Here is a 23,065-nt window from a genome sequence, read left to right as displayed (position 1 = left end):
TATGGCTGAACCCATTAAAACAATTAAATATATGGAACCGCCAAGTATTGAAGAAAGACGTGAACAGAATACACAGGATATTCTAAACACATTAGGCGATCACAAAGATGCGATTGTCAGCGGTATAGAGTTACTTGATGCTTTACACGAAAGCGGATTGCTGGATATGCTGACCGCCCTTGTAAAGCAAAAAGACACAGCCATTGAACAGTTTGTAACAGAACTTAATAAGGAGCAATATACCGGGATACTGGAAAACCTCGGACAGCTCCTATTTCTTGCAGGGGAATTGGATGTTGAGGACATGCGGGACATGATTTCCCGAGTGAACTCTGGTGTGTCGGAAGCTGCAGCAACAACTCATAAACACCACACCACATATATGGATTTAGTTAAAGCACTGAAAAACCCCGAAATCAATCGGAGCGTTACCTTGATCCTTCAATTCCTGAAAGGGATGGGCGTTAATAGTTTCCCTTTTAAAACCACACCTTTACAGCCGTCAGGCTATGGTGTGGTTTTTATTTTTTAAATCTTCTTTCCTCCAAAACGATTTTAGTGTAAATAAGGTTCAAGGAGGTCAATGGCCGTTTGGACGTTTTTGCTGTTTCTTTCGTATAATTGTTTGGAATCAGGATTGTTTGTTTCAAGTGCGAAAAGTTCCAGGTCTGCCTGACACTTTTTCAATGTTGCGAGGAGCAAGGGTTTTTCGGTCGGCTGCGGGACACTAATCATATCATCATACAAGTCCACAGTTAACTGACCGTCTGTATCAGCCTGTGCGAGATACACATTCTCAATACTAACATTCATTTTGTCGAGTTCAGTTTCCAGCCAGTTGACACTAAGTGATAAATTCGCCAAAGGCTCTAAAAGCATCTCACCGTCCATGATGACTGCTTCTGGTTGTTTTTCTGGAGCTAGGTTCATTTGCAAATCTTTAGTTGTGGGCGCCTGTGCTTCCTTCTTAGGCAGTACGCTGACAGTTCCTGAAGGTTCAAGTAAAGCAAACTCAACATCAGCTGCGTTAAACATATCTTTTCTTCGCAGGCTTTGGAGGAGGTCGTCTGCTGAAAAACCTTCTTTCTTTAAGTTGTCTTCCATAATCTTACCGTCTTGAATCAGAATGGTACTTTTACCTTGGGTGAAATCCCTCAAACGTTTGTTTTTCAGTGCTAGATAATCGACTGTAAATGGGACAAAAAACCAAACCAGCATGGCTAATACAGCGTGAATAATATTGGCATCAGTATCAAATGAGTGAATAGCCACGATCCCGCCGAGTACAATTCCTGATATATACTCAAAAATGCTCATATTTGAGAGCTGTTTTTTGCCCAGCCATTTAGTCAGAAAGAACAAGATCACGAGTAGAATGAGCGACCTTGATATTACCATTAGCCAATCAGGCATTGCATACATCCTCTCTATGATTTGTATTGCGGTTCTTCATTGGCAAGTTTAATGGCTTGCTCATGTAAATCGTTTTTTACGGAAGTTAAAATCTCTTCAGCCTGCTTAAAAGCCAAATGCGCTTCATCGGATAGGGTTTTCTCACTCAATATGGCAACATTTGCTTCAGCGCTTTTTATTGAGGACAGACAACCCTTCACTTGCGAACCTACTGTCATAACCTGTTCATCCTTTCGGTTTAAATAATAATGCCCCGAGAACACCGAAAATAATGGCTGCAGAAATACCCGCGCTGGTAACCTCAAACATCCCTGTTACCACACCAATCAGCCCGTGTTTGTCCGCTTCGGCCATTGCACCGTGAACAAGTGCGTTGCCAAAGCTTGTAATTGGTACTGTAACGCCTGCACCAGCAAAGTTAATTAATGGGTCGTACAGGCCAAACCCATCAAGAATCGCTCCAGAGATTACAAGAATTGTTAACGTTTGTGCAGGTGGCAGCTTCAGTACATCAAACATGAGTTGCCCGATCACACATATTAGCCCTCCAACAACAAATGCCCAGAAAAATATCATTTGATATCACGTCCTGCTTCAATTGATACAGCATGGGCAATGCAGGGGATGGAGTCGTTTTGATTGACCGATAAAGGGGAGTGGAGGGCTCCAGTGGCAACGATCAGCATCTTCTTGATTTCTCCATTTTTCATTTTGTTGAGAAAGTGTCCATAAGTCCCACAGCCGCGCATGCAGCACCGCTTGCACCAGCTCTGACTGGCTGGTCTTTAGAATAAATGGTCATGCCGCAGTCAACATACTGATCTTCCGTTATAGAAATGCCCCGCTCATTCAACAAGTCTAAGGAAGTGCGATGCCCAATTTTTCCGAGATCTCCTGAGATAATCAAATCATAATATGAGGCATCAATATCACGATCTTTCAAATGGGCGATGATGGTATCCACTGCAGCAGGCGCCATGGCACCTCCCATATTGAAGGGATCTGTTAACCCCATATCAACCACTTTTCCAATTGTGGCCGAAGTAACAACGGGGCCGCTTCCATGTTTAGCAACAAGTGCACAACCAGCTCCTGTTACAGTCCACTGTGCGGTTGGAGGTTTTTGACCGCCGTATTGAGTTGGGTATCTATATTGTCTTTCGGTAGCGGAATGGTGACTGGAACAACCCGTTAGGATATAATCTGCACCACCGCCATTGATTAAAAACGCACTGAGCGCAAGCCCTTCAGTGGTTGTCGCACATGCACTGAAAAGCCCAAGAAATGGCGCATCAAGCGTCTTTGCTGCAAAATTAGTTGGGGTAATCTGATTAATTAAATCACCACTGATCAAGAAATTAATTTGTTCTTTTTGAATGTCTGACTTTTTCACTGCAAGCTGACAAGCCTCTTCCATCATCATCTGTTGGGCTTTTTCGAAAGACTCTTGCTTCAGCCACATGTCATCATGGAGAATGTCAAAATCTTGGCGGATATTTCCTTTCGCTTCATATGGTCCTCCCACCACGCCTGTAGAAACAATCACCGGCTGTCTGTCAAACACCCATGTTCTGGTGCCTTTCATCACTATAATCCACCCCATTGTACAAGAATCGTTTTGATTAAGACGATTACAAATGCAGAAAACACGCCAAACACAATCACTGGCCCTGCCATTTTCAACATATTGCTTCCGGTACCGAGGACCAAACCTTCAGTACGGTATTCAATAGCAGAAGAGATTACCGAGTTGCCAAAGCCTGTTACGGGAACGGCCGACCCTGCACCTGCAAATTGTCCCAGTTTGTCATACCATCCCAAACCTGTCAGAATCATTGTTATAAATATTAGAGTTGCGATCGTGGGATTTCCGGCGGTTTCTTCCGTGAAATTAAAGTAATATATATACATGGTTGAAATCACCTGGCCAATAAGACAGATTGTCCCTCCTACAAAAAAAGCTTTTAAACAATTGAAGAGTACTGTTCGTTTTGTTTCTCTTTTTTTTGGAAACTCTGATATGTTTGAGCTTCTGGGGCAGGTTTTTTTTCTTCTTGTCTGCCATCTGCATCACCCCGTTTTATGTTTTTTTATTCATCATTTTAATGAGCTTTTGAATTTTGATTTCCAGTTTTTTGCGGGAAATACTTTTTTCTTTTATTGCATGCTCGAGACGATCAATTTCAATCACCAGTTTTTTGTCGGTGGATAGTTCAATGATCATATCGGGAAAAGCTTTTTGAAGTGCTTCTTCATAGGATTTCTCATGTTCTTCCAGCTTCAGCCGCTTTGAATGTTTGATCTCTACAGCAACAATCACTGTCTTAGGGGTGTTAACCGCCTTGACTGTCTTAATTTCCTCATATTCACGTAATATATTCTTTACATCATTGGATACATGCTGATCTGTGCCATCATTCGTTCTCATCGGAATATATTCAACATCTTCACCAGTCTCAGTGTTTTGATCTCCTGGGTTGCACCCGGCAAAGCTTAGAACCAGAGCGAAAACAAATCCGATCATCATATAATGTTTCATGCTGCAATCCCCCATTAAAATAAGGATGTTCCACCAGATGAGTGGAACATCCCCTGTGGTTTAAAATCCTTTATACTGAGGTTCTTCCTGCTCGATTTCCTGAATTCTTGGCTCAACTGTGTCAACAATCGTTTGAGCTTGCTGAGCTGCTTGTGTGTACATTTGCTTAGCTTGTTTGTTCTCTGTTTGCAGTGCAAATTGCTCTAGACTTGCCTGGGCACTTTTCAGTCCTGCAACAGTTTGCTTAATCTGAGATCCAACTGTCATGTGACGCCCCTCCTTTTTAAAATAAATCATTTTATATCGTTTATTATTAGCGGGGAAATATACTTCATTCTTATTGCCTAATTATGTAAAAGGACGGCTGAATTCTATGTCAATCAAGCAAACATTCGGTTGGTGTCATATCAATTTTGGTATTTCTTTGTTAAACTGGTGATAGTTACTTTATTCAGTACAGTATTTGTGAAAGGCGGAATGGAAGGAAATGGTTGAAATTCGAAACCCGATACAAGTTGAAGAGGCTGTTGCTAAAGTTATGGCACACAAACAAAAAGGGGAATTTGAATACGTTGACATCAGTCTATGTGACAATCGCCACTTAGCAGAAGGTATTGTTGCGACATATCCCATTCCTGCGTTTGACAAATCCCCTTATGATGGCTTTGCTTTTAAGGCAGCAGATACGTCAGGTGCCAGTCCTGATTCTCCCGTTACTTTTCAGGTGGTCGATCACATTGGAGCCGGACATTTGCCGGAAGCAACCCTTCAATCAGGCCAGGCGACACGCATCATGACCGGCGCGCAAATCCCTGATGGTGCAGATTGCGTTGCCATGTTTGAGCGGTGCGACACATTTGAAAAAAATAACCACACATATATGTCAGTCACCAGTGAAACGAAACCTGGTGATAATATCATTAAAACAAGTTCAGAAATATCTGAGGGAGAACAACTCCTTTCTGAAGGTACAATAATTAACCCAGGTGTTAAAGCACTTCTTGCTACTTTTGGGTATAAGCAAGTCAAAGTTGCTAAACAGCCGTTGGTCGGTGTTATTGCAACAGGTACAGAGCTGCTTGAAGTGGACGAACCACTTGAACCCGGTAAAATACGGAATTCCAATGCTTATATGATAGCTGCACAAGTTAAACGAGCAGGAGCGGTATTTAAATATTATGGGCAGCTGCCTGATGAGCTCGAACCGAGTATGAAGATTATTGACAAAGCACTGGAAGAAGTAGATATTTTAGTGACAACAGGCGGTGTCTCAGTAGGGGACTTTGACTTAATGCCTGCGATCTATGAGCAACTTGGTGCAGACGTGTTATTTAACAAAGTTGCTATGCGGCCAGGAAGTGTCACTACCGTTGCAGTGAAGGGAAACCAAATACTATACGGCCTGTCAGGAAATCCATCTGCTTGTTACGTAGGGTTTGAGCTTTTTGCCCGACCACTGATTCGCCACCGTTTATACTCGAAATCCCCCTTTCATAACAGGGGAAAAGCTGTCCTGAAAGATGATTTTCCAAAAAGCAATCCCTTTACCCGGTTTGTCAGAACTTATGTAGAAATTGAAAAGAGCACCCTTACAGTGCGTCTTGCTGGCATAGATAAGTCTAATGTTGTATCTTCACTACCCTTTACGACAAGCTTAATGGTGCTCCCTGGCGGAACTGAGGCCTATAAAGCTGGGGATGAGGCAGAAGTACTGCTTTTGGAAGACACAGACGGGATGTCTGAATTTAAATCTTTAAAGGAGGCATAATAAGATGCAAGAGAACAAAACACCTATAACCGATGTTCTTGGGAGACCTTTGAAAGATTTGAGGATATCTGTTATTGACCAATGTAACCTAAGATGCACCTATTGTATGCCTAAGGAAATTTTCGGCGAGGATCATGTGTTTCTGCCTGATCACGAGCTGCTTAGTTTTGATGAAATGACCAGAGTGACACGTGCTTTTGTTAATCTTGGTGTTGACAAAATCCGCATCACAGGGGGCGAGCCTCTGATGCGCAAGAATTTGGATGACTTTATTGAGAGAATCACACATATTCCAGGGATCAAAGATATCGCATTGACAAGTAATGCCTTCTTTTTGCCGCGGCAGGCTAAAAAGTTAAAAGCTGCAGGACTTGAGCGGGTCAACATCAGCCTGGATGCAATAGAAGATGATGTTTTTAAAGAAATTAATGGTAAAGGTGTCGTTACCCTACCTGTGTTAAAAGGAATTGAAGCAGCTCAGAATGCTGGTCTTGAAGTAAAAGTTAATATGGTTGTTAAGAAAGGTATGAATGAAAGTCAGATTCTTCCGATGGCTCGTCATTTCAAAGGCAGCAATGTTATTCTGCGTTTCATAGAATTTATGGACGTTGGTAATCATAATGGCTGGGATTTAAATAATGTCATATCCAAAAAAGAAATTGTCGACCGGATCCATGAAGAGATGCCACTTGAAGCGGCTGAAGAAAACTATTATGGGGAAGTGGCTTCACGATACAAATATAAAGACGGGGAAGGGGAGGTCGGTGTTATTTCCTCTGTAACCGATTCGTTTTGCAGCAGCTGCACCCGACTTCGGTTATCAGCTGACGGAAAATTATTTACTTGCCTGTTTGCTTCCTCTGGATTGGATATCCGTGAAAAACTGCGTGAAGGTATCACAGATGAAGAACTTGAACAAACTCTGATCAACTTGTGGTCAACAAGAACAGACAGATATTCTGACGAACGGATGGAATTAAAACCCAATAAACGGAAAAAAATTGAGATGTCTTATATCGGCGGTTGATAAGGGGGAGCATATGAAGACATTTAAATTGAAGGGTCTAACGTTAATGGAACCGGTTGGAGAGGCTTTTGAACACCATGAAATTGAATTGATTGATGGTCTGACCATCAATCGTGAAGATGAAGAGAATCGATGGGTTATAGAAGCATATACAACAGCTGATTATAAAGAGATGTTTGAGCGATTGCGTAAATCTGGTGAGGATTTAATGGTCGAAGCCAGAATAACGAATCCAAATAATCCGCCAGCCCAATTTATCACAAGGATAATTGGTGCAAACGAAATTGGGGAAAATGTAAATGTGCTTTTCATGGGCACTATTATTGACCAACGTAAAGCATCTGTAGAAAAACAGGTGAAAGCATTAATTGACGCAGGTTACCAGGGAGACACGCTTGTCGAAAAAATCAAAGAAACACTGTAAAAACTTGCGATAGTTTATAACGTTGCTCGTTACGGAGAAACAGAGTATCCATAAACTGCGAACTAACTTATTACTGGCTCATGCGTCCGCTCGGGGGAAACACTACGCCTTCCGCGGGCGCTACTGAACCTCGGGCCCACAGGATGTGGGCCATGAAGAAGTGGCGATTGACGTCGCGGTTTTAGCCTTCCTTCCCCTATGACGACCTCCGGGATCTCATCGAGGCTTTGCATCCCGCAGGAGTCTCCGTGTTTCCCCCTACATATTCAGTAAAAGTTCTTTACAAACAGCCGTGTCGCGTGAGACGCGGCTGTTTGTGTGATATGATGTCGAAAAAACACGCATTTATTCGGATAGCCTGTTATAATAATGTTAACATATGCACGTATTGACCGATATACTAAGTAGTGCTGTAAGGAGACCATAATATGTTTTTTGCTCACCCATTATTGCGCTGGGTCAATAAATTATCAGCGGTACAACTTATTCTTGTTTTTTATCTTCTTGCCGTGGTTATGTCCACGTGCTTACTAGCTTTGCCGATTGCCTATCAAGATGGTGTAGATATTTCGTTTATTGATATTTTGTTTACGGCTGTCAGTGCCATCAGTGTTACAGGACTCAGTACCATTACTGTAGCAGATACATTGAGTACAACAGGCATCATTTTTCTTGCAATTGTCCTCCAGCTTGGAGCAGTAGGCGTAATGGCCATTGGTACCTCTATATGGCTTTTGCTTGGAAAAAAGATTGGCCTGAGGGAACGCAGGCTGATCATGACAGACCAAAATCAGACTAGGTTTGCGGGCATGGTTAATCTTATTAAGCAACTGTTTCTCGTTTTGGGTGTTATTGAATTAACAGGTTTTCTTGTGCTGGGTACCTATTACTTACAATATTTCCCTACTGGCGAAGCTTATTTAAACGGTTTTTTTGGAACAGTAAGTGCTATTTCAAATGGCGGATTTGACATTACCGGCTCATCGCTCATACCGTTTAAGGACGATTATTTTGTGCAATTTATCAACATCTTGCTGATTATTTTTGGTGCAATAGGTTTTCCAGTATTGATTGAACTGAAGGAGTATTTATTTTCCAAAATTAGTGATAGAAAAACGTTTAGGTTTACGCTATTTACTAAACTGACGACAACAACCTTCTTTGTCTTGGTTGTTCTTGGGACATTATTTATCTATCTGTTTGATTCTGTCCAATTCTTTGAAGGAAAAACATGGCACGAGACGTTTTTTTATGCGCTGTTTCAGTCTGTAACAACAAGAAGCGGTGGTTTGTCAACAATGGATGTTAGTTTACTCACTGAGCAAAATCATCTGTTTATGTCTGTCCTCATGTTTATTGGTGCGTCACCGAGCAGTGCAGGCGGTGGTATTCGTACAACTACATTTGCACTAGTTGTCATTTTTATCATTACGTATGTGCGTGGAGGGGAGAGCATCAGGCTCTTTCGCCGGGAAGTCTACCAAGAGGATTTACTTAAAGCAGTTACTGTCATGCTGGTAGCCATTGTATTTGTGTTTATGTCTGTCATAACGATTTCTGTGATCGAACCATTTTCGGTCATTCAAATACTATTTGAGGTCACATCAGCCTTTGGAACTGTAGGATTGTCACTTGGAATAACAAGTGAATTGACCACAGCCAGTAAGTTGATATTAATGGTCTTAATGTTTATAGGCAGGATTGGTATTATTACATTTTTGTTTACATTTAAAAACAACACAAAACAAGGTAATTTTCATTACCCTAAAGAAAAGATTATTATAGGATAAACGTTGGGAGTGCAGGTTATGACACCAGAAAGTATGAATTCGCCAATACATGAGCACATCTTTAATGTTCTGAAAGAAGCAATTGTCTTTATTGATGAGGAAGGTCTTATACTTCAAAGCAATGACGCTGCACGATCACTTTTGGAATCGAAGGACCTGACAAAACGATCCATTCTATCCTGTTTGAATTTTGAAGGGTTCAGCAGAATAACCGATACGCATCAGCTTGTTCCGTTATATAACAAACCTGATAAACTTGTTGATGTTAAAGTGGTTAGTATCGAGCACGGTCTATATTGCATGATCATGGATGAGCTATCCCTTGAAGAGCGTAAAGCCGAGGTGAAAGAATACCTGGGTGAACTCGAGCAGATAGGTGGAGAAGGGATGGTTGTCCTAAATGGGAATCAGATTGTGGATGCTGATGAAACCTTCTCCAATTTATTCGGCTATTCGTTACAAGAATTAAAACATATGAAGCTGACTGAACTTGTTCAAGATATATGTACAATCCCGCATTATGATCAATATATCGGCAACCACGTCAGAGACTGTGAACAGGTCGGCATAAGAAAAGATCAGTCTACGTTTAATGTGGAGATCAATGAAAAAACCTATATTAATCATGAAGATGGGACGACAACAAGAGTTGCGTTAATTACAGATGTTACTGCTCAGATTGAAAACGAAAAACAAATTGAATACATGGCGTATTATGATGAATTGACAGGCCTTCCCAATAGGAATTTTTTCATCCAAACTTTGAAACGAATGATTGAAGAAGCAGAAACAGATGGTGAGATGCTTGCGATCTATTTTATTGATCTTGATTACTTTAAAGAAATTAATGATACACTTGGATACGCCTTTGGTGATGCATTGTTGCAAGCTTGCGGCAACCGCCTAAAAACTTTTTTGCAGTCGGGTCGCTTCATAGCCCGAATGGGCGGTGATGAATTTCTATTGCTGCAGAGAAATATTCGACAGGAATCAGATGCCACCAGTTTAGCTGAAGAACTGATCAAAGAGTTCGAAAAGCCCATTAACATTAGAGGGTATGAAATTTTTATTACACTCAGTATAGGCATCAGCATTTATCCCAAAAACGGGCGTAACGCGAATGATTTGATCAAACACGCAGATTCAGCGATGTATGTCATTAAAGAGAAACACAGGAACAACTATAATTTGTTCGAAGCTTCTATCTCCGAAAACTTTAAAATTATGTTAACGATGGAGAATGAAATGCGCAAAGCTTTAAAAGATGGGCAATTCCTATTGCATTACCAGCCACAGAAAAGCCTCGACAGCGGAAAAATTGTCGGGGTGGAAGCTCTTTTGCGCTGGCAGCACCCAACAAAAGGTCTGGTTCCCCCAGGTGACTTCATACCACTTGCAGAAAAGACCGGGCTGATTATTGAAATAGGGGATTGGGTGATTCGTGAAGCTTGCAGGCAAAATAAACAATGGCAGGATGAGGGATACTCACCGATTATAGTGAGTGTGAATTTATCCGCGAAACAATTTCATCAGCGAGAGCTCGTGGAAAAGGTTAAACAGGCACTTGATGAAACAGACCTCGCCCCTGAATATCTAGAGCTTGAGATCACAGAAAGTATGGCAATGAGCAATGAAGAGTACATTCTGGATACGATGAAACAATTGCGGGAACTGGGCGTTTTCGTTTCTATTGATGATTTTGGCACGGGCTATTCATCTCTGAAGTATCTAAGTCTATTTCCAATTACCAAGCTCAAAATCGATCAGATGTTTATTAATGGCAAACAGCAGCAAAATAAAGCGATCGTTAAATCCATTATTAATATGTCACACTCCATGAACATGAAAGTAATTGCAGAAGGAGTGGAAACAAAAGATCAGCTGCATTTTCTTAAGTCTGAGAAATGCGATGAAATGCAAGGCTTTTATTTTAGTAAACCATTGCCGCCGAATGATGTTCAAACGATATTTAAAACGGTTGTCCTACCATACTGATTGATGTGCCAACAATAAAAGGCCGGGCAAGATTAACGCCGCGGCCTTTTGTTATTTTGATTCTCTGTTTAATTTCAGGATTTTCAATTGCTCATTCTCATAACCTATAACAAACTCATATGTGAAGCGATTCGTTGTCAATTCATCTTCTTTGGGCAGTTTATTCGAAATATCAACATCAGCTTTTGCCTTCACCTTGTTGTTCCCAATCACTTCAAAGTGCTTGTTGGTGATCGAGATTTCAGCTGCCTGCATGTAATCTTGTCGAAAATCAGGGTACGAAGTCTCTTTCTGAATATCACTTCCCAGAATGGTATACGCCCCAACGTAATCGCGCATCCTCAAACTGTCAAAAAAGTAATCCAGTAAATATTCTGTGTCTGTAATAAGCTGTTCAGGGTCTGCTTTTTGTAAAAGGTCATCTGTACTGGCGAAATCCAGCTGATCATTTTTTGCCTCATTTGACCACTGCTTCAATTGTGGGAGCACATCGTCGATCGGGATACTGAACCCCAAGGTTCCGTCTTCAGTGCCAACTGAGTTAATACCCATCACCTTTCCTGATTCACGACTGATCAGAGGACCACCGCTGTTGCCATGTGTTATTTGTGCGGAAATCTGGTAGACATTCTGGTAGTCATAGCCATCTACGGAAAAGTTGCGCTCTGTTCCTGAGATGATTCCTAATGTAACAGTGTTCTGGAAACCGTGAGGACTTCCTAGAGCAATAACCTCATCCCCGATTTCAGCTTTTTCTTCCTCGAGGTCGAGATGAACTTGTCCTGCTAGCTGTGGCACTCGAATCACAGCGATATCTGTTTCATCACTAATTCCGACCAGAGCTCCCGGATAAATTCTTGCATTTGCTGTTCTTACATAAATGAGATCAGCATCTCTGACAACATGGGCATTTGTTACAATATCCCCCGATTCATTATATAAAAACCCTGATCCTGTAATTGTATCATCTTCAGAGCGACCCTCGATCAACATAACATTTTTTTCTGCTTCGTGTACGATTGAGGTTAAGTCAGGGCCCGCGTTTTCCTCATTGACAAGGCTGACTGCTGGTGAGTCAACAACGAGCTCCTGGCTGTTCCAAAATTGATATATGACATATATTGTAAACGCACCGCCCAAAATTATAAGCAATGAGGTTATGAACGGCCCTTGATGTTTTTTAAGCATAGCGTCAACTCCAAATGGTTATTTTGTATACCATTTAATTGTATCTACCTGTACTTGCACATTTTCACCCTTATCTTTTATATCATAATGTGTGAATTCAAACTGACCTATTTCTCCAGGATAGAGCTTGTCAGGAAAAACATAGGCATGGTGCGTGGCAAACGGATCCCCGTCTCCAGATGACAGTGAATACTCAATTAAAATCGTATTAATCGGAATGGTGGCAACACTTTTCACTTCACCTGTGACAAGTAGATTGCCTTGTTCATCGTCTTTGGCTGTGACTTTAACCAACTCAATTGCATCATTTTCATTAATTTCCTGTTCTTCATTAGCAGTGTTGATTGCCTGTTCAATGCGCTCCTGCTGCATTGTTTCAAATGCTTCTTGCTCATTTTCAATTGTCGTCTCCAAGCTGAGAAGTTTTTCCGATTCGGGGGCATACTTCAGCCCGTCTTCAACAATAATACGAGCATCCTTAAAATGATTGTTATTAATCTGTTCACTTGCTTTAGCATGTGTATAATCGACAATCCGTTCCCGTATCGTGTTTGCCATTTGGGTTGCTTCTTCGGTTGCTATAGCTTCGGCGTCCCACAAAAGCATTTTTAAATCGCTGATTGAGGATTCCTTGTTAAGATCTTCTTTTAACTGGATCGTTTTCACTGCATCTCGTTGTTCAGAAAGTCGATCAATTAATCTGACGACCGCATCGCCAGAGTAGTTTTTTAAGTTATTTTCAGCTTTGCTCACGAGAGTAAGCGCCTTTTGAAAATCATGCTCTTGTGCAGCTTTTTGAGCTTTTTCTAAGTCCTGTTCTGTACGTTCAGCAGTTTTCGCAAATGAGAAGCCGGTTTTTGCCTGGCTGAAATTCGGGTGGTAAGCCACTGCATCATTAAACAGATCTTTCGCCTGAGCATAATGTGCCTTTTCAAGCTGGACAGATCCCTTGTTATATAGTTCTTCTGCCGTTGTGGTTTTGTGGGACAGAATTAAATAAGATGTCCCGATAATGATAGACATCAGCAACAAAACCCCAACTGGCACATACCAGAATTTATTTAAAAGAGGTTTGTTTAATCGGGTAGACATATCATCTGGCAAAGGCTTACCGCAATTGATACAATATGATTCTTCATCTTTAACAGGTGTGCCGCAAAATGGGCAATGCCCCATTGTACAACCTCCTCGTTTTATAAGCTATGTATTTAAGCGTAATTGACAAAATTCGACTGTTGCTTTATTCATTTTAACATAACTTTACTTTATTTAGGTAAGGAAAATTGGTATGATAAGAGTGGAAAGTTTTTATGTTCAGCTATAATAAAGGAGGACGGACAATATGTGGGAAGTTGCTTTTGGTGTAGTTTGTCTCGGCATTATTGTACTAAATGTAGGTTATTGTCTCTTTGATAATGAAAAATAAAAAATTCGGGCCTGCCTTTGGCACGGCCCGTTCATTATTTATTTGAAATGTTATCTTGTGAGTCCCCATTGGTCAAATGGATAGTATATCAATTCAGAACGGCCTATAATGTCCTCTTCTTTAATCAGCCCCAAACCATTTCTACTGTCTCTGCTTTTTGCACGGTTATCTCCCATCACAAAATAACTATCTTCAGGTATATGAATGGGACCAAAATTGCCAGTACTGTTGATCGCTTCGTTCCCAATGAAATCTTGTGCAACTTCCTGGTCGTCAATATAAAGAATATGGTTTTGCATTTCTATCGTTTCTCCTGGAAGACCAATAACTCGTTTAACATAATTTTTCGATGGGTGTTGAATGATAACGATATCGCCACGTTCAGGACTGTCTATTAAATAAATAAATTTATTAAAAATAACACGCTCCCCATCTTCAAGCGTGGGGTCCATGCTCTCACCTTCCACAACAGAAGTGGCCATGACAAAGTTCTGTAATAGCAACCCAATCACAATGGCGATAAGAATGGCTTTAGCCCATTCCAACCATTCGCTTTTCTTTTTTTTATTCGTTTCTGTCACGAAAGACATCCTTTCTGTGCCAAATGTTAAAGTTCATTATAAACTCTAAATGTATTTTACGCCCATTCTCAATAATAGCATAAAATGATTGCTTAATCACTCGTCTATTTTAAAATCTCAACCACTTTACAAACGTACGTTCTGATAATACTTGATATTGTCATATAGAACGTGGTAAAGTTAAACAAACTTCCAAAAAGGAGTTGTTACATGAAGATGAAAGAACAGAGGCTGCTCGAGAAAATAGAACATTTGCGTCGGGTTATGCATAAAACAGCGGAGAATGAAGGCTTAACAGGACCTAACTCCATTCAAATCAGTCAGCAATTGGACGAGCTTATGAATGAATATGAAATTAATAGAAAGCACAAAGAAAAAATGGAGCGCCAATGAGTACAAGTTTGGTGCTCATTTTTTATTTGGAATGTGTTCATTGAAAACAAACCGTAATATAATTTTCACATAATTTAGATTTAGGAAGCAGATAATAGGGTATCATATAGATAACAAAAGAAAAGGAGTGAACAAAATGCATCCTAAACATCTGACATTTGAAGAGCTTGTTGAGGAAAATAAAAATGCTTTAATGCGCGATGATAAAGAACTTGATAAGCTGGAAATACGCCTGGAAAAAAGACAAGAAGAATATATGAAAGAACAATAAAAAGATTAATATAAGACGGGGACTCATTTCTAGCAGTCCCCGTCTGTTTTATATTCTTTTGAATAAAATATTATTTTCCAGATGCACGTGGGTAAAGGTCTGATCTTCCAGTTCAGCAAGACGGGCATAAGTGATGCGGTAACTGTTGCAGGCGTCTTCTGGCGGTTGGAAATCATGGGTGATATGCCGCATCTGTTTAATAAGATTTCCAGCTTCATCATGTTCTGCCTCTAATTCATCATTTGCCTGATGAATTTGCGTGCGCAACGCTTCACTTGGATTTAATTCGTATTCTTTAATTAGAGGGAAGACGTCTGCTTCTTCTTTAACCATATGTTCTTCCATTTCCAGTTTAAAAGCGTTGAACAAACGGTTTAACTCAACAAGGTGAGGATGCTTTGCCCCATGCGCACGGAAGATTTTACTTACGAATTGATTTAATGCAGGAAGCTCGTCATTCAAATAGGCATGATGTGTATGAATAATGTGGTCCACTAATTCATTTAAGGGAACTGATTCCCAATCTGTCACCGCATGACCTTCCGCACTCCAGTCTTTATAAAGGTTGTTTAGTTTTGATAATATATCTGCCTCGTCGAGATGATTTTCCGTGAAAACATTTTTCAGTGGCTGATCACCGCCACAGCAAAAATCGATCCGATGTGCTTTAAACAGGTCGCTCGCTTTTGGAAATACCTTCACGATATCAGCAGGTTTATGTTCAGCAGTAAATGTTGTCATATTAAGTCCTCCCTCTATATAATTAAAATATCTCCAAAATGCTCTTACTTTCTTAGAATTACTCAAACACTTCATTGACATATTGAATGCGGGTTGAGTATCAGGTGTTGATTTCGGAAATTTCGGACGTAGTCTATGCCATCCTAACGCCCAAACTGTGAACATTTGGTGACAAGAGACGTGATAACCGTGCTGAAAATCTCCACACAACTTATGGTCGCTCACCCTCCCATGTATCACGGGATTATTATCCATACATTCCTTCGTCCTGCGTATCCACAAGGTGGAGGTCGGAAATGCTCCTTAGCTGGGTCTATTGCCCGAATGGGTTAAATAAGCTCCGACTCTGCACTATTGGTGTTTGTTCAATCCTAAGGCCATCAGATGCATTTGTTGAAACATCCCAAATGAATTAAAAAGGTTTATTAATCGCTCATTCAGAACCACTTATCTACGTGGAGTAGTTAACATCAATATTCATGCCACCTGACTTGTTTGTAATTCAGGTAGTCCTTGTAGTAGTTTACTTCCATCAAATTCACACTGCTTCGTGCCAATGGCGAATAAGACACGTATCAACTTACCGCACAAAGCGATCAGAGATTGTTGCTTTTTCAAAGGACGATCGGGACGCGTGGTGTAATAATGATGCAATGTCTTGAACGTCGAATTATGTGCTACCAGTGGGCGCACAGCTAAATAGATCGCTCTTCTCAATCGCTTGCGTCCACGCTTGTCTATTCGTGTTTGCCCTTTGAATTTACCCGAGCTGTGTTCTTTTAAGGATAGACCAGCCATACTTACAATTTGCTGGGGATGACTGTAGTTGGAGAGGTCTCCGACCTCGGCGAAAAACGTGGCCACTGTCGTGGGACCAATGCCTTTAATAGCCATCATTTCTTTAGCTCCAGGTAGATCTGTTATAAGTGTTTCGATCTCTTTATCCAATGACACAAGTTGTTGGTTGTACAATTCATATTGATCAAGCAGAGTCTGTAATTCCTGCCTGGCAAAGCGCAAACCTATCTGAACACCAATGCTTTTCTGGGCAGCTTGGACAAGCTGATTGGCACGTTTGATGCCCACACCACTTTTAACGACTGTTTTCCACGTTGAAAGCACGTCTTCAGGGGTCATATCCTGAATATCAGATGGAAATGGGAATTCACGCAGTGTACAAATAGCTGTCTTACCATTCCAGTCATTAAACACATCATCAAACTCCGGAAAATACCGTTGTATGGCGTTTTGGATGCGTCCTTCGACAATCATCAGCTGTTTGGTGAGTTGATCTCGTAATTTAATCCCTTCCCTTAACTCGGCATAAACACCGTCAAGAAGGTTCGGTACAGAGTATCGACCATCCTTAACCATCTGTGCAATAACACGTGCGTCTTTCGTATCATTTTTTGTGGGCGAATTGTCGTCCAGCTCTTTGCTTTTTTTAACATGCATCGGGTTAACTAACACAAAGTCATAACCTTTGGCGTTCAGGTAGTAGGCTAGACTCTTCCAAAAGTGGCCAGTCGGTTCAACGCCAAACATGACATGTGTCTTTTGGTTTTTCTCTTGAAGCCTAGCTACCCAATCAAGCAGCTTTTGATAATCGTGTATTCGATTTTCAAAGATCAATCGTTTGCCAAATTCAATACCTCGATAATCTTGTGCGCGAGCTACGTGTTTGTCTTTTGCGATGTCAATCCCCACGATCAATGTGGATTCTGTGATTTGCGCGATTTTGTGATTTTGGTTATAATTCATTGCGAGTCCTCCTTGGTATTTATTTAATTCGGGGTCATGATCATGACACCCTGTACTATACCAAGAGGGCTCTTTTCTGTTCAAACCTCAAATTTCTTCATTACAGGAATGCTCCTTAATGGATTTGACTTTATCATACCTGTTTATGCAAAGTCTCACTGTGACGCGCATCACTTATCATGTTTAAATTAATCACTTTGTGAATACTATATGACAAAGGTGGAAAAAATAGTAAGAACTTATTTGAAAGAGCTGATAACGTGCTAAGTTTCGGAAGCATCATTAATATTCGGCAATTATTGATCTTAGGTATGAAAGAAGAACATCTTTATATATGTGCGGTAATACTAGGGTTGGCAGCAGCTTATTTTTTGCTTCAGCCTATTGTTATGTGGTTTATACAAATAGGCGCACAAGGAGCGTTGACATACATGATTACGAGTCTTTTGCTCATGGTCGTCCTACTTTCAATCAAGGGTTTTTTTGAGCTGAGTTTGCCCACTGATATCGAGAATGGTCTTATGAAGCATACACTGCAAGGGCTGGCAGGGTTTGGACTGTTTATAATGGTGATTAACATATGGGGACGTATAAGAAGCAAACAAAAAAGAGCTGTTAAGGCTCTTTTTTTTGTGTTAAGTATATACAAGTTTCAGCGCCTCGTTGACCTTACAGGCGGCCATTGCATTTTGCCAAGAGATGAAGGTGTATAATAACGTGATGAATATGTTTTTCTGCTTGTCTTTTTTTCGTTTGGAGGGGACCAATCGATGTAGCGATAAATGATACGCTTTGCTTTGGCCAAGGACATTTTGGTTTGGGGATTGCGATAGTTTTCATTCAAGTGACCAAGATGGTTCAGTTCTTTAAAATCCTTTCTCTCAGGCGGCACATGAAAATAATAACTGCCAACTCTTACTAACAGCGTTGAATGCTGATTGCTAAGTTTGGGGTTTTTGGAAAAGTGAAGTCCAAGTTTTTCAGCGCGTTCTTCCTTCAGCAATTGTTCGATGGCTGTTTTTTTGATGGCGTATAAATGTTGAGGTTCAGGTGCTGTTTTGGCATGGCGATTTACAGTAAAGATTGCTTGGGCCAGTTCTTCTATTGGAATTGGGTCTCTACTACACATACATCATCCTCCTTTCATAATGTTACTATTATCCTATCTCAAAGCTTGTCCAGATTCAATAGAAAAATCGGCACTGTTCTGAAAAGGTATTTTTACTCAGCCTTCAGGGTATAGACATGGATTTCCGGGCGGCATAAAAATCGGTAAGGCATCCTGGTAGTGCCAATTCCTTTGCTGACATAAAGTGTATAACTTTGCTCAGGAAACTCATACTTTCCTTGAATATACTTTTTAGCATCTGCAGGCGTATAGAGATGACCGATGAAGGGAAGTCGTACTTGTCCGCCATGGCTATGTCCGGAAAGCTGAACATCGGCATGAGATCGTTTACCAGTATCAGCGAAATCCGGTTCATGAGCGAGCAGTATCGTAAATAATTCCGGATTGACAGAAGAAAGAGCCTGTTCGAGATCCGGCCGGCCTAAGATTGTGTCATCAATACCCGCCAAGACAATCGATTCATCATTGGATCCTATTTTAGCATGTGCATTTTTTAATAACTCAAATCCCGAGTCTGTCATAACTTCATTGAGAATTTCAGTGCCGTATCCTCCGTGGTCATGATTGCCGTACACCCAGAACTTCCCGTATGGTGCTTGCAAAGACTGCAAAGCATCTGCCAGTGGCTCCCGCCAATTATAGGTATCTGGGTCATCCACAAGGTCTCCTGTAAACACAATTAAGTCAGGAGAAAGGTCGTTGATCGTTTTAACCAACTTTTTAAAGGCGCCTAAGTTATAATGAAATCCAATATGTGTATCTGAAAATTGGATAATTTTAAACCCGTCAAAGTCAGGGGAGAGTTTTCCCGACAGTATTATTTCTTCTTGAATGTGAAGCATGGCAGGCTCAATTTCTCTGGCATAATAGTATGTTCCGCCCCCAATTCCGAGAACGGCAAGTGCTGATCCCATTAATCGCTTTATAAACGTTCTTCTATTCATAGATGCTATATCCTTTCAAGTGGAGTGAAGTAGCCTCTGATTCTGTATTATAGCATCAATAGCACTTAGAAATGAACATATAAAAGAAAGAATTTATAAAGCGGAGAGCAAATCTTGCGATTGTACTCTCCGCTTTAAAAAACCCTCTTATTCATCGCATGATTCGCCCTCTGTGTTTGTGGCAGTATTTTTTCCCTCGATCTGAATTGTGCTATGACTGATGCCAAACTTGTTCTTTAACATCTTTTGTGCGGCAACGAGTATCTTGTCTCGATCAACGTCAGAATCCACGACCAAATGACAGGTAAGGGCCGGAAAGTCGGAAGTAATAGACCACACATGCAGATGGTGTGCGTCTTTAACTTCTGTAATACCTACAAGTTCATTATGAATGTCTTCCACATTAATATTATCAGGTTTTCCCTCCATTAATACGTGAGCGGCATCCCTGGTAATGCGAATCCCTGAACTGATAATAAGAATAGCAACAACAACACTTGCAATTGGATCAGCGATATTCCAGCTGAAAAGAAGAATCAACACACCTGCAACAAGTGCGCCTATTGAACCGAGGAGGTCTCCAAAAACATGCAACAGAGCGCTTCGTATATTTAGGTTTTCCTTTGAATCGCCGCGCATCAGCATCCAGGCAACAACGATATTCACAACCAACCCAATTGCTGCAATGATCATCATGCTGGCGCTGACTTCAGGTGGTTCTAAAAAGCGTTTATAAGCTTCGTAAAAGATATAGACTGAAATTACAATCAATGTAATTCCGTTAATAAAGGCCGCTAGAATTTCCATTCGACTGTAACCGTATGTCTTGCTTTCAGTTGCTTTTTTTGTACCGATTTTAAATGCGATGAGACTGAGACCCAATGACGCAGCATCACTCAGCATATGGCCGGCATCGGATAATAGAGCGAGACTGTTCGTAAGGAAGCCTCCAATAGCCTCGACAATCATGAAGCCGAAAATAATTAAAAAACTGATAAACAATACCTTTTTATTGTCTGTATGGTGTTCGTGACTGTGATTATGCCCCATACAACAACCTCCTATATATGTCTGACATGTAATATCGTTTGTTCCAATAGATTTCGAACATGTTCATCATCTGCTTCGTAGTAGTACATTGTTTTTTTCCGTCTGTATTTAACAAGCCTTAGCTGTCTTAAATATTTCAGTTGATGAGAGACAGTCGATTGTTGCAGACTGAGATGTTCTGCGATTTCATTGACTGAACATTCACGATGATACAACAAATGCAGAATTCTAATTCGTGTCGGGTCAGATAAAGCCTTGAAAATGTTCGAAACCTCCATAATCAATTCTTCATCTAAAGGCTGGTATGTCATAAGATCGCCTCACTTACATTATTATATGAGCATATGTTCATACTTTAAATAAAATGGTTTATGAGGTCAAATAAAAGGAGCTAAAAATGTTTATGCAGCATAAACTATGGTAGTATGGAAAGTGAGGATGGCTACTCCTTTTGGGCCAGGCAAAAGCAGGTCTCGAGAAAAGTGAAAAAAAGGAGCGATATGTATGGAAGTCATACAGGATAGAACGTTGAATGATATTGTTGTGGAAGATATGATGATTCCTTCTGAAAAAGTAGCTCATGTACAGTTAAATAATCCTCTGGAACACGCGCTACTCGTTTTGGTGAAATCAGGCTATTCTGCCGTTCCAGTATTGGATACGTCTTTTAAGTTTGTTGGCATAATCGGCAAAACCGTGATTCTAAATCAGACACTGGGCATGGAACAGTTTGAAGTCGATAAACTTTCAACAATGCGTGTCAGTGAAGTGATGCATACCGACATACCGACATTATCTGCTGGCGAACATTTTATAAGTGCTCTGAAAAAGGTAATCAATCATCCTTTTGTTTGTGTTACGGATGAAGAAGACTATTTTATTGGTATACTGACTAGGCGCGCTATATTAAAAGCGGTCCAAAGAAATTACTTTCAAGACAAGTAACTCTGATATGCGTTCTAATAAACCCCCTTACGGATCCGTAAGGGGGTTTTAATAATAAAATATAGAACCTATTTTGCACTCTCTTCAATAAAAACCTGGTGTGGATATGGAATGGTGATATTGGCTGCATTCAGTGCCTCTTTAATGGATTTACGCATATCCCGTTCGCAAGCCCACTGCATTCCATTTTCAGTTTGTCCGAGAACACGCAGCACAACACTGGATGAGTCAATTGCCTGAACCCCGAGAACATCAGGCCCTTCTTTGAACCGTTCATCATCTCTGTACTGTCTACAAACTTCTTCAAGCACAGTAATGGCTTCATCCATATTGGAGTCATAGCTAATCCCAATATCGACCAGTGCACGCATATTTCCGCGAGTATGATTGGCAACACCCTCGATGAGCCTGTTAGGTACATAGTTGAGCGTACCGTCAAAACTGCGGATTTTTGTTGTGCGAAGTCCAACCTCCTCCACAACGCCGTCATAGCCTGCTGTTGTGACATAATCATCAATTTCCAACTGGCGCTCCAATAAAATAAAAAAGCCTGTGACCACATCGCTTACAAGGCCTTGAGCTCCAAAACCAATGGCCAACCCAATTACGCCGGCACTTGCTAACAATGGCCCTATAGGCGCATTAAATGTAGCAAACAGCATCAGAATGAAAATAAATAAAAGCACATAGGAAAAGAGGTTGATTAATAATTTTTCCAGTGTCTTGGCACGTCCATTTGATATTTTACGTGTTCGCCCCGCATTATGGATACTTGAGCGTATCATTTTATTTCCAATTGGTTTAACAATTGAATAGGCAATAATAAGTAACAAGATTTTGCCTGCGATGGGCAGTATGTCATTTAACATGCCACTCAGGTTAAGTGCCAGCCCGTCTTCGAATATGTTCATGTGATTTCTCCTTTCTTTATTCTCACTTAATGAGTTACCATAATAACAAAAATATAAACATCTTTCCATTAAACAAGCGGCTAAAATGGTTAATAAAGCCATAAAGCTAATTTAGAGTCATTATAATTGATTAATTTATCCACTGTGTTATAATTTCAATCGGAACGTTAATTAAACCAATTATTATTTCGGAGGGATTACATATGGCAGAAAGAATGGTAGGTAAACAAGCACCTCGTTTTGAAATGGAAGCTGTCATGCCGAACAAAGAATTTGGCAAAGTCAGTCTGGAAGAGAACATGAAAGAAGACAAGTGGACAGTTCTTTTCTTCTATCCAATGGACTTTACTTTTGTATGTCCGACAGAAATCACTGCAATGTCCGACCGCTACGATGAGTTTGAAGACTTGGACGCAGAAGTGATCGGTGTATCTACAGACACCATTCATACACACAAAGCATGGATCAACACGTCACGTGAAGATAACGGCCTTGGTGAACTTCAATATCCTCTTGCTGCAGACACAAACCATGCAGTAGCCAAAGACTACGGCGTTCTGATTGAAGAAGAAGGCGTTGCATTGCGCGGTCTTTTCATCGTCAATCCGGAAGGTGAACTGCAGTACCAAACGGTATTCCATAACAACATTGGCCGTGATGTCGATGAAACATTACGTGTGCTTCAAGCTTTGCAAACCGGTGGATTGTGCCCGGCTAACTGGAAACCCGGTCAAAAAACGCTATAAAATGGGCTTGTATTAAAATGAAA

General features: G+C 40.7%; 26 protein-coding genes and 1 pseudogene. 10 read left to right on the top strand and 17 right to left on the bottom strand.

Features of this window, described 5'->3' with window-relative positions:
• Position 1: 1 nt before the first annotated feature.
• Positions 2-532, top strand: a complete 531-nt coding sequence (locus JNUCC1_RS00520) for a DUF1641 domain-containing protein (protein WP_156643531.1) — start codon at positions 2-4, stop codon at positions 530-532.
• A 23-nt stretch (positions 533-555) separates the two neighbouring features.
• Here JNUCC1_RS00520 and JNUCC1_RS00515 read toward each other — a convergent pair whose 3' ends face one another.
• The 7 genes and pseudogenes from JNUCC1_RS00515 to JNUCC1_RS00485 all read right to left on the bottom strand — a co-directional run bounded on the left by JNUCC1_RS00515 (position 556) and on the right by JNUCC1_RS00485 (position 4,219).
• Positions 556-1,413, bottom strand: a complete 858-nt coding sequence (locus tag JNUCC1_RS00515; RefSeq protein WP_156643530.1) for a DUF421 domain-containing protein — start codon at positions 1,411-1,413, stop codon at positions 556-558.
• A gap of 14 nt (positions 1,414-1,427) precedes the next feature.
• Positions 1,428-1,631: a DUF1657 domain-containing protein gene (locus tag JNUCC1_RS00510; protein WP_156643529.1), complete on the bottom strand. Its 204-nt coding sequence runs from the start codon at positions 1,629-1,631 to the stop codon at positions 1,428-1,430.
• Positions 1,632-1,638: 7 nt separating this feature from the next.
• Positions 1,639-1,989, bottom strand: coding sequence for a stage V sporulation protein AE (gene spoVAE / locus JNUCC1_RS00505; RefSeq protein WP_156643528.1), 351 nt, complete (start codon positions 1,987-1,989; stop codon positions 1,639-1,641).
• Positions 1,986-3,001: pseudogene (spoVAD, locus tag JNUCC1_RS00500) on the bottom strand (stage V sporulation protein AD). The gene spoVAE and the pseudogene spoVAD overlap by 4 nt, the downstream one beginning before the upstream one ends.
• Complete coding sequence (gene spoVAC, locus JNUCC1_RS00495) at positions 3,001-3,435, bottom strand: stage V sporulation protein AC (RefSeq protein WP_331713706.1); 435 nt, start codon at positions 3,433-3,435, stop codon at positions 3,001-3,003. The pseudogene spoVAD and the gene spoVAC overlap by 1 nt, the downstream one beginning before the upstream one ends.
• A 58-nt stretch (positions 3,436-3,493) precedes the next feature.
• Positions 3,494-3,952, bottom strand: coding sequence for a YhcN/YlaJ family sporulation lipoprotein (locus tag JNUCC1_RS00490; protein WP_156643527.1), 459 nt, complete (start codon positions 3,950-3,952; stop codon positions 3,494-3,496).
• Positions 3,953-4,012: 60 nt separating this feature from the next.
• A complete protein-coding gene (locus JNUCC1_RS00485; RefSeq protein WP_156643526.1) occupies positions 4,013-4,219 on the bottom strand; it encodes a DUF1657 domain-containing protein in 207 nt (68 codons plus the stop codon).
• A gap of 220 nt (positions 4,220-4,439) precedes the next feature.
• Here JNUCC1_RS00485 and JNUCC1_RS00480 point away from each other — a divergent pair, with 220 nt between their 5' ends.
• The 5 genes from JNUCC1_RS00480 to JNUCC1_RS00460 all read left to right on the top strand — a co-directional run bounded on the left by JNUCC1_RS00480 (position 4,440) and on the right by JNUCC1_RS00460 (position 10,956).
• Positions 4,440-5,720 carry a molybdopterin molybdotransferase MoeA gene (locus JNUCC1_RS00480; RefSeq protein WP_156643525.1) on the top strand — a complete coding sequence of 427 codons (1,281 nt, stop codon included), beginning with the start codon at positions 4,440-4,442 and terminating at the stop codon, positions 5,718-5,720.
• A 4-nt stretch (positions 5,721-5,724) separates the two neighbouring features.
• Positions 5,725-6,747 carry a GTP 3',8-cyclase MoaA gene (moaA, locus tag JNUCC1_RS00475; protein ID WP_156643524.1) on the top strand — a complete coding sequence of 341 codons (1,023 nt, stop codon included), beginning with the start codon at positions 5,725-5,727 and terminating at the stop codon, positions 6,745-6,747.
• Positions 6,748-6,760: 13 nt separating this feature from the next.
• Positions 6,761-7,171, top strand: a complete 411-nt coding sequence (locus JNUCC1_RS00470; protein WP_156643523.1) for a YwpF family protein — start codon at positions 6,761-6,763, stop codon at positions 7,169-7,171.
• A gap of 428 nt (positions 7,172-7,599) precedes the next feature.
• Positions 7,600-8,961, top strand: coding sequence for a TrkH family potassium uptake protein (locus JNUCC1_RS00465; protein ID WP_156643522.1), 1,362 nt, complete (start codon positions 7,600-7,602; stop codon positions 8,959-8,961).
• A gap of 18 nt (positions 8,962-8,979) precedes the next feature.
• Positions 8,980-10,956 (top strand): GGDEF and EAL domain-containing protein, encoded by a 1,977-nt coding sequence (locus JNUCC1_RS00460; RefSeq protein WP_156643521.1) that lies wholly within the window; start codon positions 8,980-8,982, stop codon positions 10,954-10,956.
• Positions 10,957-11,007: 51 nt separating this feature from the next.
• Here JNUCC1_RS00460 and JNUCC1_RS00455 read toward each other — a convergent pair whose 3' ends face one another.
• From JNUCC1_RS00455 to lepB, 3 genes are all read right to left on the bottom strand, one after another.
• Positions 11,008-12,144, bottom strand: a complete 1,137-nt coding sequence (locus JNUCC1_RS00455) for a S1C family serine protease (protein WP_156643520.1) — start codon at positions 12,142-12,144, stop codon at positions 11,008-11,010.
• A gap of 18 nt (positions 12,145-12,162) precedes the next feature.
• Positions 12,163-13,320: a zinc ribbon domain-containing protein gene (locus JNUCC1_RS00450; protein WP_156643519.1), complete on the bottom strand. Its 1,158-nt coding sequence runs from the start codon at positions 13,318-13,320 to the stop codon at positions 12,163-12,165.
• A 300-nt stretch (positions 13,321-13,620) separates the two neighbouring features.
• Positions 13,621-14,151 (bottom strand): signal peptidase I, encoded by a 531-nt coding sequence (gene lepB, locus JNUCC1_RS00445; protein WP_442915406.1) that lies wholly within the window; start codon positions 14,149-14,151, stop codon positions 13,621-13,623.
• A gap of 210 nt (positions 14,152-14,361) precedes the next feature.
• Between lepB and JNUCC1_RS00440 the strand changes: the two genes are divergently transcribed.
• Positions 14,362-14,544 (top strand): aspartyl-phosphate phosphatase Spo0E family protein, encoded by a 183-nt coding sequence (locus JNUCC1_RS00440; protein WP_156643517.1) that lies wholly within the window; start codon positions 14,362-14,364, stop codon positions 14,542-14,544.
• A gap of 136 nt (positions 14,545-14,680) precedes the next feature.
• A complete protein-coding gene (locus JNUCC1_RS00435) occupies positions 14,681-14,815 on the top strand; it encodes an FbpB family small basic protein (protein ID WP_156643516.1) in 135 nt (44 codons plus the stop codon).
• 48 nt (positions 14,816-14,863) lie between these two features.
• Here the strand turns inward: JNUCC1_RS00435 and ric are convergent, their stop codons facing one another.
• The 6 genes from ric to JNUCC1_RS00405 form a co-directional block, all read right to left on the bottom strand.
• Positions 14,864-15,556: an iron-sulfur cluster repair di-iron protein gene (ric, locus tag JNUCC1_RS00430; RefSeq protein ID WP_156643515.1), complete on the bottom strand. Its 693-nt coding sequence runs from the start codon at positions 15,554-15,556 to the stop codon at positions 14,864-14,866.
• A 477-nt stretch (positions 15,557-16,033) separates the two neighbouring features.
• Positions 16,034-17,317: an IS110 family transposase gene (locus JNUCC1_RS00425; protein ID WP_156643514.1), complete on the bottom strand. Its 1,284-nt coding sequence runs from the start codon at positions 17,315-17,317 to the stop codon at positions 16,034-16,036.
• Between the two features lie 652 nt (positions 17,318-17,969).
• Positions 17,970-18,446 carry a YkyB family protein gene (locus tag JNUCC1_RS00420; protein WP_156643513.1) on the bottom strand — a complete coding sequence of 159 codons (477 nt, stop codon included), beginning with the start codon at positions 18,444-18,446 and terminating at the stop codon, positions 17,970-17,972.
• 92 nt (positions 18,447-18,538) lie between these two features.
• Positions 18,539-19,390: a metallophosphoesterase gene (locus tag JNUCC1_RS00415; RefSeq protein WP_156643512.1), complete on the bottom strand. Its 852-nt coding sequence runs from the start codon at positions 19,388-19,390 to the stop codon at positions 18,539-18,541.
• 147 nt (positions 19,391-19,537) lie between these two features.
• Entirely contained in the window at positions 19,538-20,440 is a 903-nt protein-coding gene (locus tag JNUCC1_RS00410; protein ID WP_156643511.1) for a cation diffusion facilitator family transporter, read from the bottom strand.
• Between the two features lie 11 nt (positions 20,441-20,451).
• On the bottom strand, positions 20,452-20,751 hold the full coding sequence (locus JNUCC1_RS00405; RefSeq protein WP_156643510.1) for an ArsR/SmtB family transcription factor: 300 nt from the start codon (positions 20,749-20,751) through the stop codon (positions 20,452-20,454).
• Between the two features lie 193 nt (positions 20,752-20,944).
• Here JNUCC1_RS00405 and cbpB point away from each other — a divergent pair, with 193 nt between their 5' ends.
• Positions 20,945-21,385, top strand: coding sequence for a cyclic-di-AMP-binding protein CbpB (gene cbpB / locus JNUCC1_RS00400; protein WP_156643509.1), 441 nt, complete (start codon positions 20,945-20,947; stop codon positions 21,383-21,385).
• A gap of 68 nt (positions 21,386-21,453) precedes the next feature.
• Here the strand turns inward: cbpB and JNUCC1_RS00395 are convergent, their stop codons facing one another.
• Positions 21,454-22,296, bottom strand: coding sequence for a mechanosensitive ion channel family protein (locus tag JNUCC1_RS00395; protein WP_156643508.1), 843 nt, complete (start codon positions 22,294-22,296; stop codon positions 21,454-21,456).
• Positions 22,297-22,499: 203 nt separating this feature from the next.
• Here JNUCC1_RS00395 and JNUCC1_RS00390 point away from each other — a divergent pair, with 203 nt between their 5' ends.
• The gene (locus tag JNUCC1_RS00390) at positions 22,500-23,042 is read left to right on the top strand and encodes a peroxiredoxin (RefSeq protein WP_156643507.1); all 543 of its coding nucleotides are present in this window, start codon (positions 22,500-22,502) and stop codon (positions 23,040-23,042) included.
• Positions 23,043-23,065: the final 23 nt, after the last annotated feature.

Source organism: Lentibacillus sp. JNUCC-1 (genome assembly GCF_009741735.1).
Lineage (GTDB): Bacteria > Bacillota > Bacilli > Bacillales > Amphibacillaceae > Lentibacillus_B.
Note: the sequence above shows the minus strand (reverse complement) of the source record. Positions and strands in the feature narration are given on the sequence as shown.

Excerpts from the sequence above, each read along its gene's own strand:
- JNUCC1_RS00460 (WP_156643521.1), top strand. The coding sequence starts at position 8,980 with ATGACACCAGAAAGTATGAATTCGCCAATACATGAGCACATCTTTAAT.
- JNUCC1_RS00470 (WP_156643523.1), top strand. The coding sequence starts at position 6,761 with ATGAAGACATTTAAATTGAAGGGTCTAACGTTAATGGAACCGGTTGGA.
- JNUCC1_RS00490 (WP_156643527.1), bottom strand. The coding sequence starts at position 3,952 with ATGAAACATTATATGATGATCGGATTTGTTTTCGCTCTGGTTCTAAGC.
- JNUCC1_RS00440 (WP_156643517.1), top strand. The coding sequence starts at position 14,362 with ATGAAGATGAAAGAACAGAGGCTGCTCGAGAAAATAGAACATTTGCGT.
- JNUCC1_RS00465 (WP_156643522.1), top strand. The coding sequence starts at position 7,600 with ATGTTTTTTGCTCACCCATTATTGCGCTGGGTCAATAAATTATCAGCG.
- JNUCC1_RS00450 (WP_156643519.1), bottom strand. The coding sequence starts at position 13,320 with ATGGGGCATTGCCCATTTTGCGGCACACCTGTTAAAGATGAAGAATCA.
- JNUCC1_RS00520 (WP_156643531.1), top strand. The coding sequence starts at position 2 with ATGGCTGAACCCATTAAAACAATTAAATATATGGAACCGCCAAGTATT.
- JNUCC1_RS00515 (WP_156643530.1), bottom strand. The coding sequence starts at position 1,413 with ATGCCTGATTGGCTAATGGTAATATCAAGGTCGCTCATTCTACTCGTG.
- JNUCC1_RS00455 (WP_156643520.1), bottom strand. The coding sequence starts at position 12,144 with ATGCTTAAAAAACATCAAGGGCCGTTCATAACCTCATTGCTTATAATT.
- JNUCC1_RS00420 (WP_156643513.1), bottom strand. The coding sequence starts at position 18,446 with ATGTGTAGTAGAGACCCAATTCCAATAGAAGAACTGGCCCAAGCAATC.
- JNUCC1_RS00410 (WP_156643511.1), bottom strand. The coding sequence starts at position 20,440 with ATGGGGCATAATCACAGTCACGAACACCATACAGACAATAAAAAGGTA.
- JNUCC1_RS00485 (WP_156643526.1), bottom strand. The coding sequence starts at position 4,219 with ATGACAGTTGGATCTCAGATTAAGCAAACTGTTGCAGGACTGAAAAGT.
- JNUCC1_RS00425 (WP_156643514.1), bottom strand. The coding sequence starts at position 17,317 with ATGAATTATAACCAAAATCACAAAATCGCGCAAATCACAGAATCCACA.
- cbpB (WP_156643509.1), top strand. The coding sequence starts at position 20,945 with ATGGAAGTCATACAGGATAGAACGTTGAATGATATTGTTGTGGAAGAT.
- JNUCC1_RS00480 (WP_156643525.1), top strand. The coding sequence starts at position 4,440 with ATGGTTGAAATTCGAAACCCGATACAAGTTGAAGAGGCTGTTGCTAAA.
- moaA (WP_156643524.1), top strand. The coding sequence starts at position 5,725 with ATGCAAGAGAACAAAACACCTATAACCGATGTTCTTGGGAGACCTTTG.
- JNUCC1_RS00415 (WP_156643512.1), bottom strand. The coding sequence starts at position 19,390 with ATGAATAGAAGAACGTTTATAAAGCGATTAATGGGATCAGCACTTGCC.
- JNUCC1_RS00435 (WP_156643516.1), top strand. The coding sequence starts at position 14,681 with ATGCATCCTAAACATCTGACATTTGAAGAGCTTGTTGAGGAAAATAAA.
- JNUCC1_RS00395 (WP_156643508.1), bottom strand. The coding sequence starts at position 22,296 with ATGAACATATTCGAAGACGGGCTGGCACTTAACCTGAGTGGCATGTTA.
- JNUCC1_RS00510 (WP_156643529.1), bottom strand. The coding sequence starts at position 1,631 with ATGACAGTAGGTTCGCAAGTGAAGGGTTGTCTGTCCTCAATAAAAAGC.
- ric (WP_156643515.1), bottom strand. The coding sequence starts at position 15,556 with ATGACAACATTTACTGCTGAACATAAACCTGCTGATATCGTGAAGGTA.
- JNUCC1_RS00390 (WP_156643507.1), top strand. The coding sequence starts at position 22,500 with ATGGCAGAAAGAATGGTAGGTAAACAAGCACCTCGTTTTGAAATGGAA.
- JNUCC1_RS00405 (WP_156643510.1), bottom strand. The coding sequence starts at position 20,751 with ATGACATACCAGCCTTTAGATGAAGAATTGATTATGGAGGTTTCGAAC.
- spoVAE (WP_156643528.1), bottom strand. The coding sequence starts at position 1,989 with ATGATATTTTTCTGGGCATTTGTTGTTGGAGGGCTAATATGTGTGATC.